Origin of the sequence: Niallia oryzisoli (assembly GCF_036670025.1) — a bacterium.
Classification (GTDB): Bacteria; Bacillota; Bacilli; order Bacillales; family Cytobacillaceae; genus Bacillus_BD; species Bacillus_BD oryzisoli.
Genome location: NZ_CP137640.1, coordinates 233,431 through 244,661, shown reverse-complemented (window position 1 = coordinate 244,661; position 11,231 = coordinate 233,431). Strand labels below are relative to the sequence as shown.

Annotated in this window: 11 protein-coding genes; 3 read left to right on the top strand and 8 right to left on the bottom strand. The window is 35.5% G+C overall.

All coding sequences use genetic code 11. From position 1 onward, the window contains the following. The first annotated feature begins 392 nt into the window (after positions 1–392). A complete protein-coding gene (locus tag R4Z09_RS01295) occupies positions 393–1,235 on the top strand; it encodes an AraC family transcriptional regulator (RefSeq protein WP_338450622.1) in 843 nt (280 codons plus the stop codon). Between the two features lie 39 nt (positions 1,236–1,274). Here R4Z09_RS01295 and iolE (R4Z09_RS01290) read toward each other — a convergent pair whose 3' ends face one another. The 7 genes from iolE (R4Z09_RS01290) to iolE (R4Z09_RS01260) form a co-directional block, all read right to left on the bottom strand. After that, entirely contained in the window at positions 1,275–2,183 is a 909-nt protein-coding gene (gene iolE, locus R4Z09_RS01290) for a myo-inosose-2 dehydratase (protein WP_338450621.1), read from the bottom strand. A gap of 62 nt (positions 2,184–2,245) precedes the next feature. Beyond that, a complete protein-coding gene (gene iolG, locus R4Z09_RS01285; protein ID WP_338450620.1) occupies positions 2,246–3,274 on the bottom strand; it encodes an inositol 2-dehydrogenase in 1,029 nt (342 codons plus the stop codon). Positions 3,275–3,511: 237 nt separating this feature from the next. Further along, positions 3,512–4,357, bottom strand: a complete 846-nt coding sequence (locus R4Z09_RS01280; protein ID WP_338450619.1) for a sugar phosphate isomerase/epimerase — start codon at positions 4,355–4,357, stop codon at positions 3,512–3,514. Positions 4,358–4,392: 35 nt separating this feature from the next. Then, a complete protein-coding gene (locus tag R4Z09_RS01275) occupies positions 4,393–5,256 on the bottom strand; it encodes a sugar phosphate isomerase/epimerase (protein ID WP_338450618.1) in 864 nt (287 codons plus the stop codon). 66 nt (positions 5,257–5,322) lie between these two features. Then, complete coding sequence (locus R4Z09_RS01270) at positions 5,323–6,360, bottom strand: Gfo/Idh/MocA family oxidoreductase (protein ID WP_338450617.1); 1,038 nt, start codon at positions 6,358–6,360, stop codon at positions 5,323–5,325. Between the two features lie 126 nt (positions 6,361–6,486). Further along, positions 6,487–7,914 (bottom strand): sugar porter family MFS transporter, encoded by a 1,428-nt coding sequence (locus R4Z09_RS01265; RefSeq protein ID WP_338450616.1) that lies wholly within the window; start codon positions 7,912–7,914, stop codon positions 6,487–6,489. Between the two features lie 31 nt (positions 7,915–7,945). After that, entirely contained in the window at positions 7,946–8,863 is a 918-nt protein-coding gene (gene iolE / locus R4Z09_RS01260) for a myo-inosose-2 dehydratase (protein ID WP_338450615.1), read from the bottom strand. 619 nt (positions 8,864–9,482) lie between these two features. On the opposite strand from iolE (R4Z09_RS01260), the gene R4Z09_RS01255 reads away from it, so the two are divergent. Continuing rightward, positions 9,483–10,319 carry an AraC family transcriptional regulator gene (locus tag R4Z09_RS01255; RefSeq protein WP_338450614.1) on the top strand — a complete coding sequence of 279 codons (837 nt, stop codon included), beginning with the start codon at positions 9,483–9,485 and terminating at the stop codon, positions 10,317–10,319. Between the two features lie 37 nt (positions 10,320–10,356). On the opposite strand, the gene R4Z09_RS01250 is transcribed toward R4Z09_RS01255, so the two are convergent. Then, the gene (locus tag R4Z09_RS01250; RefSeq protein WP_338450613.1) at positions 10,357–10,749 is read right to left on the bottom strand and encodes a VOC family protein; all 393 of its coding nucleotides are present in this window, start codon (positions 10,747–10,749) and stop codon (positions 10,357–10,359) included. Between the two features lie 296 nt (positions 10,750–11,045). Here R4Z09_RS01250 and R4Z09_RS01245 point away from each other — a divergent pair, with 296 nt between their 5' ends. Next, positions 11,046–11,219 carry a hypothetical protein gene (locus R4Z09_RS01245; protein WP_338450612.1) on the top strand — a complete coding sequence of 58 codons (174 nt, stop codon included), beginning with the start codon at positions 11,046–11,048 and terminating at the stop codon, positions 11,217–11,219. Positions 11,220–11,231: the final 12 nt, after the last annotated feature.

The following is an 11,231-nucleotide window of genomic DNA, read 5'->3' as shown; positions in this document are numbered from 1 at the left end:
GATAGTTAAAAAAATCAACGTTTGTGATGGAATTATCACTTGTTGGTTAACTATTGATCATCTCTATGAGTAAATAATAATATTAAAAACGCTTTCGGTCAATAGAAAATTATTAAAAATTTCCACGATTACCAGGGAAGAAACATTAAGTTCCTTCCCTAATTGAAATATTTAATTAATTTTATAATCATTAATTCTATTGTTTATAAATAATTGCTATTTGATTAATATAATAATATACTCAAAGTAAAATACAATTATAAATAGATGCTGTTTTTTTATAAAAAATTGCTATTTAAGCTATAAATATCAAATTTTTACCTTTTTATTCATTATTTTGACTTCACTTTTACCAAAAAGGGCGAACAATTCTATTTAGGAGGAATGAAAAATTGGAGGAAAAAGGAGTTTTACCAGGATCTAAATCGTTTTTCCATACACCTAGTTATTTTGCTAAACAGGCCCTCTATCATCCCTTAAGTGCCGGCAGTTTTATCTGCTCCAGCTACTATGAGACAAGAAGAGACCATCTACAACAATTTGTATTTATTCATATACTAAAAGGCAAAATGGAAGTTAAATATAAAAACCAGCAAATGATTGCTGAAGATAATACTTTTATTTTCCTAGATTGTTTCAACCCCCATCTATACAAGACATTAGAAGAAACTAATTTTAATTGGATTCATTTTAATGGAAATGTCAGTAAAGAGTATTTTGAGTATTTTCTTCAAAAAAAGGGTTTTGTCTTCTCATTAGAGAACAACTGGGAAATCCCTAAATGCATGACTAAAATATTGAGTATGATGGAAGAAGAAAAAGTGGATGAACACGGAACCTCCCTAATTATTCATCAAATTCTTTATGAATTGGAAAAAGTCACAAATCAAGCGGATTACAGTATTGAAGAAACAATTAAGAAGGCAATTTCATTTATTGAGGATCATTATAACGAGGAAATCGATTTAAATAATATTGCTGACTATGTAAAGTTAAGCCCCTATCACTTCTCAAGGGTGTTTAAAAAACATACTAATCTTACACCGCATCAGTATTTAATTAAATTTCGTGTGCACAAAGCAAAAAAGCTTTTATTCAGTACAAACCTCTCAGTAAACGAAATCGCCCTTGAGTGTGGTTTTTACAGCGGCCCTCACTTTGTCACTACATTTAAAAACCATACTGATTTTACACCTAAAAAATATAGAGAATTTTTATTTAAAAATAAGAGCTAAAATAAAAGGATGTCTCAGATTAGAGACATCCTTTTATTTTTATATTAATTCCTTCTGCTGCAGCAAACGATCAATATATTTTCTTGCCTTCAATGCATATTCAAAAGGATTTGCTTTTGCAGGATCCTGCTCTGCTTCCACAACAATCCAGCCTCCATATTCGCTTTCAATAATCTCTTTCATAATTGGATCGAAATCAATCATACCGTCACCAGGCACAGTAAACACACCTTTTTTAACACCTACAAGAAAACTATCCTGATTGTCCTTAACCCCATTAGCAACTGCTTCACGAATATCCTTAAAGTGAATATGTTTAATACGGGATTGATACTTTTTATAGATTTCAATTGGGTTTTCACCCGAAAATACTAGGTGACCAGTATCAAATAATAGCGATACTTTTTCAGGAGAAGTATTTTCCATTAAACGGTCAATTTCCGCAGTTGTTTGCACACCAGTACCCATATGGTGATGGTAAACAATTGCCATTCCCTTTTCACTAGCTAACTCCCCAAGAGCTTCTAAACCTTGCGTTAATAAATCCCACTCAGAGTCAGTAAACACCGGTTTTTCTTTAAATACAGGTGTTTCCATCTGCCCTTGCACACTATGCCCTTGCTCAGAAACAACAATAACCTTTGCTCCCATTGCATGTAAGAAGTCGCGGTGTTCAATAAATGCCTGCTTTGTTTCTTCAAACGGCTTTGTGGTTAGAAACGAACTAAACCATGCACTTACTACTTGAAGTCCTCTAATATCTAAATATCTCTTTAACGTTTCCGGATGACGTGGATACTTATTTCCAATTTCCGTTCCTGTATAGCCGGCTAACGCCATTTCACTAATACATTGTTCAAAACTATTTTCACTGCCTAATTCAGGCATATCATCATTAGTCCAAGCAATTGGGGCACAACCAAACTTAATTTTTACTTCTGCTGTCATTGTTTAATTCCTCCCGAAAATCGAACATTAATAATTACATCGGTACTCTTCTAAACTATCAATCACTTATATTCAACTTCAACAATTTGATTAGCTTCAACAGATTGTTGGCATGCAATAGCTACTCTAGTACTTTGCAGACCATCAATTGCACCTACTTCAGGTTGGCGTTTTTCTTTAATACATGAGATAAATTCTCTCATTTCGTTCACAAACGCATCCTTAAAACGTTCAGGAAAGTTCTGTGAAGTCGGTCTTACTACACCATTTTCGTCAAAAATAGTTACTAGATTTTTCTCTGGAGCAGCTGCTACTCTAAGCATTCCCTTTGTACCGATTAATTCTGTTTCCACGTGATAGCCATGCGCTGCATTTCTTCCTGCAACCAAGATGGCCATTGTTTTATCATCTAATTGCATCATAGCAGCGCCAGTTTCTAATTCATTCAAATCATCTAACTCAGGATAAGCAGCATTTTTTCCCATAGCCCACACACGGCTGACTTCTTTTTTCGAGAACCATCTCACTAAGTCAATATCATGGATAGACATATCTGAAAATAGACCGCCGCTGTTGCTTGAACGGGCAAATTTTACGAAGCCTTCCATCCCTGAACTAGGGTCAATCCCGTAGCAGCGAATGACTGTTAATTCGCCCAACGTTCCCTCATCCACCATTTTTTTAGCATATTGATAGGATTCATCATATCGTCTCATAAATCCCAGTTGGAAAACCTGATCAGGATGAGCATGAATGACTTCCATTGTTCTTTTGATATCCTCAATATCTAAGCCAATTGGCTTCTCGCTGAATACATGGAGCCCCTTTTCCATTGCTAGACGAATCTGCTCTGGATGGTAGCCGGATGGCGATACGATGCATACAGCATCAAGATTTGGACTTTCTACCATTTCTTCATAGGATATATATGTTTCTGTTACACCTAGTTCTCTTTTAGCATATTCTAATTCTTCTTCAACATAGCTGCAGGCAGCTACAAGTTTTGCTCCAGGAACATTTTCAGCTAGATTAATGGCATGCGTTTTTCCTAATCTCCCTAATCCAACAATACCTACTCTAATATCACTCATCCTGATCCTCCTTTTTTCTATAGCAGAAACAATTACCCTAAAGTTGTTAAAAGATTACAAAAAAATAAATTTGCAAGGAAAACATTATGTTAACTTTTGGGTATATTATGATAAATTTCTATTAAAATCATAATATTAAAAGCGCTTTCAGTCAATCACTTTTAATAGATTTATTCAACTTTGCTGCATAAAAAAAGAGAGCAGTTCATTAAGAAAGAACTGCTCTCTACTCGCCAATTATTTATAATACTTTTCCAATACTTCCAAAGTTGTTTCTTTTGCCTTTTTAATAACTTCTTCAGGATCCATTTCATAATATTCAGGTCTGAATAACTCAACGGATGCTGCAAAATTGTAGTTTAATTCTTTCAATCTCTTTAAATGAGCTTCTAAATCAATAACACCATGACCCGGCCATACTCGATTTGTATCATGCATTTGGCCAACAGGGAATCCGTCTACATCATTGATATGGAAAATAAAGATTTTTTCTGCTGCATCGTCTGTCACATCTTCAAATCTTGATCCCATACCAGTGAATTGGAATGTATCATACACAAGACCAACATTATCTCTATCCACTTGCTTTACAATATCGAATGCCTGTGCGAATGTATTCACTGTATTTTGCGGAATTCCGATAAATTCAATGGCAATCTTCACTCCGTAAGGCTCTGCTAAGTCAGATAGTTGTCTTAGGACACGAACACAGCTGGCATTTACTTCTTCTGTTAATGTTTTTCCTTTTTCCGTTACATCAATATTAGAAGGCACCACGCAAATATATTCACAATTTATTTTTTTACAGATCTCTAAGTATTCCTTGAATTCTTCAATAACCTTTTCCTCGTCTTCTTTTGTACGGTTATTAAAAAAGCACAAAGCATTTAAAGAAAGCGGCTTGATATAATGAGTTTCAAAATATTCTTTTAAATCATCTAGAGTATTTTCTTTTAAATAGTCGATTAACTGGTCAATCGTACGAATTTCAATATAATCATAACCGTACTTTTCACAAAGATCCAAGTTTTGTTGAAGGGATGCACTTTCCCATGTTGTTCCTTCGTTAAATGATAGTTTCATCGGTTTTTCCTCCTGCTAAGCTAACTTAACCAACTTTATATATTTAGACCTTCTTTAATTGATTTTAACGTGACTTCATTTGACCATTCAGGGCGGTCGGGATAATGAAATACAGCATTTGTGACAATACCGTCAAATTTCGTTTCTCTTAATTTCCGATATAAAGTATCGAAATCTACTTCCCCATCACCAGGATTCATGTGCTGGTGGATCGTTACATTTGCATCAGGCGGATTAATAATATAGCGTAATCCAAATGCTGCTTTATGATTCCATGTATCCGCAATCAGAACATGTGCAAGTAAATCTCCTGCTTCATCGATGTGTTTCGCTACATCTCCAATGCCGTTATCATAATAGAATGCATGTGGTACTGAATAGACTAACTTAATCCAATCCTTATCTAATGCACGAATCATGCGGACTGCTTCAATGTTCAGCTCAATAAAATCATTAGGATGTGATTGTAAATTGAGTTTAATGCCTTCCTCTTCAAAAATTGGCATTAGCTCGTCCATTGATTTAAGAAAGGCTGCTTCACTTGCAACCGGACGGCTCTTGTCACCACTGAATTCAGTATTCATCAAGTCTACTTCCAATTCAGAAGTAATCTCGATGCATCGCTCCCAGTTTCTCACTGCAGCCTGGCGTTCGTCTTCATCTGGTGATGACCATTGCTGCACCGGAAGAATAGAAGAAATTTTAACACCGGCATCACTGCAATACCTTTTTAAATCCTTTATCAGCTGCTTATCTACTTTTGGATATTCATAAAACCAAATAAAATCTTTCCGTGGAGAAAACTCTACCCATTCATAACCTAATCTAGCAACTGTATCGATTGTATCTTTTAAATTCGTATTATCACGAAAATGTGACGGATCATATGCCAAACGCAATTTTATTTACCCCTTTCTTACATGAGGCTATCCCATAAGACAGCCCCGTTTCTGCTTTATAAACTCTTAAACTGTCTCAAGAACAGCATTTTCACTATAGAATACTGGTCTTTCTTCAAGTGTAATTGCTTCTTTTTGACCTGTTTGCTGTGCTTTTACACATGCATCTGCTGTTACGGCTGCAATGTAGCCATCCCATGATGTAGGTCCTTGTGGCTCGCCTTTTTTATTGATTGAGTCCATGAAGTCTTGAATTTCAATATCGTATGCATCCATGAAACGGTATTTCCAGTCCATTAGGATATTTGAGCTTAACTTAGCATCTTTGCGTGTAACAACACTTGGGAACTCTGGTAAATAAGCAACACCATCTTCACCAATTACTTCACATTGGATGTCGTAGCCATATTTACAATTTACAAATACTTCAACATTCATTACAATGCCGCTGTTTGTTTCGATTGTAAATAATTGTGGATCTTGTAATTTACCATGTGAATATTTTGTTTTTCTTGGGAAAACAACCTGTACTGATTTATAATCATCATTTACCAACCAGTGAAGAACATCAATTTCATGGATTAATGTATCTACTACAGCCATTTCCGTAACATAAGCTTCGCTGACTTCTGGGTTGCGGTGTACGGCACGAACCATTAGCGGCTGACCAATTTCACCTTTATCAATTGCTTGTTTTAATGCAACATAGCCAGTGTCATAACGACGCATAAATCCAACTTGAACTAACTTTTTGCCTTGCTTCATTTCTGCTTGAACAATTCGCATACAACCTTCTGCAGTTGTAGCAAGAGGCTTTTCACAGAATACATATTTTCCTGCTTCAACAGCCGCTACAACTGTTGCTTCATGGGCAGGTCCCCAGCTTGTTACTAGTACAACATCTACATTTGGATCTGCAATCAATGCTTTATCATCTGGATATACCACTGCATCTAATCCATATTGTTCAACGGTTTGTTTTGCTGACTCCTGATTAACGTCTGTTACAGCAACAATTTTTCCACCGGATAATTTATTTGAAATTCTATTAATATGCTCTCTACCAATTGCACCTGTTCCAACTACACCAAATCCTAAAGTCATGACATTTTCCTCCTATTAAGAAACTTTTATTCAAATTCCGGACTACTTTATTGAATATTTTTCCTTTTTAAAATAGCCCAGCGGGTTCGAACGCTTACAATAATTTAAATATTGAATATTTATAGATTATTGGTTAACTACTTTTCTATTTTCCGGTTTCTTGTGTTCACGGAAATAAGCCTCTAACTGCTCAAGTGACTTACCTTTTGTTTCTGGTAAGAATTTATTTACAAATGTAATAGCCCCAATTCCTAGTACTGCGAAAATGAAGAACGTTGCAGATAATCCTACCGCGCTCAATAAAATCGGGAATGATAATCCAACTAGGAAGTTTACAATCCATAAACAAAATACCGTTACACCCATTCCTAGTCCGCGCAACTTAAGCGGGAAGATTTCTGAAAGCATTAACCATGTTACCGGTGAGATTGCACCTTGTTGGAAAGCAAGGAAAGTAACTGTCATAGCTAGTACAGCAAACGGTAACGCTGCCGTGCCATCTAGTACAAATGAGAATACTCCAATTAAAGTCAATGCTGTCGTAGTTCCTGCTAATCCAACAATAAGCATTGGGCGACGACCAACTTTACCTAAAAGCCAAATACCTACAAATGTAGCCAATACTGATATAACACCATTAGCAATGTTACCAACAAGCGCTGCATCGGTTGAGAAACCAGATTGTTGAAGAATTTGTGTACCGTAGTACATAATCGAGTTAACACCAGTAATTTGTTGTACGATCGCGATACCGATTCCAATCATTACAATGCGGCGGACCCAAGGTACATTTAAATCACTAAAAGTAGCTTGTTTAATTCCAGACTCTTGTGAAATATTATCTTGAATTTCTTTTAATTCTGCTTCAGCACGACTTGCTTCACGTATTTCCTTAAGGACACGAAGGGCATCCCCAACTTTCCCCTTTGATGCAAGCCAACGCGGGCTTTCTGGTACAGTCAGCATTCCAAACCATAAGACAATTGCCGGAAGTGATGCGATCACTAACATATAGCGCCAAACATGTGCTGCTTCTTCGCCAAACGTTGTACCTAGAATTGCGTTAAAAACAAATGCTAACAGCTGACCGGTAACAATCATTAATTCGTTCTGAGTTACCATCCTTCCGCGCCTTTCAGCAGGGGACATTTCTGCTAAGAAGGCTGGTACCATTACAGATGCGGCACCGACAGCAAGTCCTAGCAAGAAACGGAAAACAATCATAATTCCTGCAGATGGTGCAACAGTACAACCAATTGCTGCTAAGAAGAACAGAAAAGCAAGATTAAGAATCATTTTACGGCGTCCGAAACGGTCAGCTAACCGTCCGCCGAACACAGCACCAAATGCTGCTCCGAAAAGGAGTGAACTTGTAACAAGACCTTCTGTAACCGGGGTTAAATTAAGCTCATCTGGTCTTGCCATATATGGCAATGCTCCGTTAATAACACCTGTGTCATATCCAAAGAGAAGCCCTCCGAATGTCGAAATGATGGTAATCTTTTTTAAAGCTTTTTTGTGATCATGCTTTTTTTCAATTGCTTGACTACTCATGCTTTACCCTCCCCAGGGTTTAGATTTTTAATTAACTACCAACTAATGCATCTTCCTTATCTAATACTAATAGTTCTTCATTAATATATTTACGGGCTTTTAAAGCATATTCTAATGGGTGTGCAACTGAAGGATCCTGCTCAGCCTCTATGACAATCCATCCTGAATAATGAACATCAAGTAATTTCTGATAAACTTCTGTAAAATCAATATATCCATCACCAGGAACTGTGAACATTCCAGCTAAGAATGACTGCAGGAATGATTTCCCTTCCTTTTCGCATTGCTCTCTTACATTTTTACGAACGTCCTTGAAATGAACATGTTTAATGCGATCAATATGTTTATGTAATAGTAGCAGATAATCACCATCAGAAACGAAAATATGACCTGTATCATAAAGTAAATGAACATGATTTGGATCCGTATTTTCCATAAGGCGATCGATCTCTTCTAAGGTTTGTACACCAGTCCCCATATGGTGGTGGAAGACAAGCTTCAAACCATATTGCTCAGCGATTTTTCCAAGTTCATTAAGTCCTTGGCATAGTTTATTCCATTCTTCATCAGTGAAGTAAGGTTTTTCAGTAAAGACATTTTTGCTTGTTCCTTGAATACTAAAGGTTTGTTCAGACACAACGGCTACGGCTGCATTAACTGCCTGCAAGTACTCGCAATGCTTATGGAATGCTTTTGAAGCTTCCTCCACTCCATCACGAATAATAAAACTACTAAACCATTGACCTGCTATTCTTAAATTACGAAGCCCGAGCTCTTTGTTTAATATTTTTGGTTCAGGGAAGAATCCGCCTACTTCTGTTCCTTCAAATCCAGCTACAACAATATCACTTAGTAAATGTGACAAAGTGTTCTCTGCGCCGATCTCCGGAATATCGTCATTGCGCCAGCCGATTGGAGCTATTCCCCATGAAATCTGTTGATTCCCCATAGCAAAACCCTCTTTTCCACTATCAATTTGTATAACTATTGGTTATTATTTGAATAACTTATGATTTATTGAAAAAATATAAAATTCGCATAAGTATACTTCTCTGTAGTTTTTGAGTAATACCTACAAAAACCACTGTTATTGATACACTATTCCCTCCCTATAACAAATTCAACTTCATTTTCATCACGTGTTTATTATTATGTTTTGGTTAACTGTTGATAACCTATGATTCAATAATAATATTAAAAGCGCTTTCAGTCAAGAGGCCACGACTTGTAGGAGAGAAACTATTGTTCCTCTCCTTTTATCGTTTAATATAATTTTTTTAGTGATTAAAAAATCGTAAAAACCCTTTTAAATCAATGTTTTAAAGCGTTTTTAACTTTCCAATAAAAATATTCATATAATTCTAACTTAAACTATCAATTTTACCATTTTGGTTTATTGCTATTTATATTTCATTTTAATATACTAACTTTATAATATCATTAAGGAAACCTGCTGCTTTATTTAAAAAAATTGCTATATTTTTTTGTTTTATTGCTAATTTGTTATTTTTTTTAGAAATATTGCTATAGATTAAGGTGATTTCAGCACCCTTTTGAAAGGAGATAATATGGAGGAATTAGGCGTTTTATCAGATTCAAAATCATTTTTCCACACTTCAAGTTGTTTTGCCAAAAAAGCCCTTTATTATCTTACTAATGCTGGCAGCTACATATGCTCTGATCTTTACCAAACGAAGAGGGACCGCTTTGAACAATTTTTATTTATGTACATTAAAAAAGGAAAAATGGAGATACATTACAAAAACCACAAATATATTGCGAATGAAAAGACCTTTGTTTTCCTTGATTGCTATAATCCCCATCTATACAAGGTGTTAGAAGAAACCAATTTTAATTGGATTCATTTCGACGGAAATTCCAGCAGAGCCTATTTCGATTATCTTTTTCAAAAACATGGATGTGTCTTTTCACTGGAAAACTACCGGGACATTCCTGACTTTTTGGATCGAATTCTGAGTATGATGGAAACCGATAAAGTAGATGAACATAGAATCTCCATTCTGATCCATAGAATTTTGTATGAGTTAGAAAAGATCTCAAACGAGGCAGATCATTCTCTTGAAGAAACGATTAAGAATGCAATTTCATATATTGAAAGTCATTATAAAGAAGACATCACCTTAAACGATATTGCTAACCATGTAAAGATTAGCCCTTTTCATTTTTCAAGGTTATTTAAAAAACAAACAAATTACACCCCGCATCAATATTTAATTAATTATCGAGTGAACAATGCAAAGAAGCTTCTATTTAGCTCTAATCTGTCTATTAATGAAATCGCATTCAAATGTGGTTTTAACAATGTTTCGCACTTTGTTACAACCTTTAAGGGTCATACAAATTTTTCTCCTAAAAAGTATCGGGAATTTCTACTAAAGATATAACAAAAAGAGGCTTCCCTATGGGACAGCCTCTTTTATCTTAATTTGCAGCCTGACGCTCTTCTACTAATTGTAATATCTCCCCATTTGGGCCTTTAAAACGGATTGTTTTTCGCCCTATACCGTTTTTGGGTTTACTTGTTTGAAAGACTACCCCTTCCTTTTTAAGACAGCTAATAACATGCTCTATGTCATCAACAACAAATGCTAAATGATTGACCAGCCCATCTTCAGAATACGTCACCGCTGGCTGTATATCACGAATCAGTTCAATTTCGAATCCAGGCAGACCTTCATGCGTTAAAAATACTAACTCCTTTTGTCCGTTATTTACCCTCACTCGAATCTTAAAATCCAGAAGAGTTTCATAAAATCGGATCGACTCATCCATATCAGCTGCCATAATCCCAACATGTTCAACTCTTTTAATCATTGATTCCCCTCCCCGAAAAATTAAAAATAAGTGAAAAACGTTGAAAAACATAGAATATACGAGTAATAACACTATGATGGACGCTTTCATAACAGTTGTTTACGTTTTCAAATACTTTGCCAAAAGTTAACCAATATATGATAATAAACACATCAAATACAGAAAGGATATGACTTAGATGAAAAAGTTAACTAATTTAATGAAAACCATTAAAGCTGACTATGTAAAATCTATGAATAACTATGGATCAGCTTTAATAAGCATTTACGAAAAACACTAAAAAGGGGATACCTAAAATGAAAAAATTAATAACATTAATAACAACTTTTGTGACTGATTATAAAAAATCTGCGAATCAATATGGAACTGCCCGTCTCGCTGTCTATGAAGGATTAATGCAAAGTAAGGATGTTGACTTATTGAATAACTATAAATATCAGCATGGATCACCAGCCAATTCTCCTCATTAAAAAAGGGAATTG

Bases quoted from the DNA above. Each gene is read 5' to 3' on its own strand.
- iolE (WP_338450621.1), bottom strand. From the start codon at position 2,183: ATGACAGCAGAAGTAAAAATTAAGTTTGGTTGTGCCCCAATTGCTTGG.
- iolG (WP_338450620.1), bottom strand. From the start codon at position 3,274: ATGAGTGATATTAGAGTAGGTATTGTTGGATTAGGGAGATTAGGAAAA.
- R4Z09_RS01280 (WP_338450619.1), bottom strand. From the start codon at position 4,357: ATGAAACTATCATTTAACGAAGGAACAACATGGGAAAGTGCATCCCTT.
- R4Z09_RS01270 (WP_338450617.1), bottom strand. From the start codon at position 6,360: ATGACTTTAGGATTTGGTGTAGTTGGAACAGGTGCAATTGGTAGAGAG.
- R4Z09_RS01265 (WP_338450616.1), bottom strand. From the start codon at position 7,914: ATGAGTAGTCAAGCAATTGAAAAAAAGCATGATCACAAAAAAGCTTTA.
- iolE (WP_338450615.1), bottom strand. From the start codon at position 8,863: ATGGGGAATCAACAGATTTCATGGGGAATAGCTCCAATCGGCTGGCGC.
- R4Z09_RS01255 (WP_338450614.1), top strand. From the start codon at position 9,483: ATGGAGGAATTAGGCGTTTTATCAGATTCAAAATCATTTTTCCACACT.
- R4Z09_RS01250 (WP_338450613.1), bottom strand. From the start codon at position 10,749: ATGATTAAAAGAGTTGAACATGTTGGGATTATGGCAGCTGATATGGAT.
- R4Z09_RS01245 (WP_338450612.1), top strand. From the start codon at position 11,046: ATGAAAAAATTAATAACATTAATAACAACTTTTGTGACTGATTATAAA.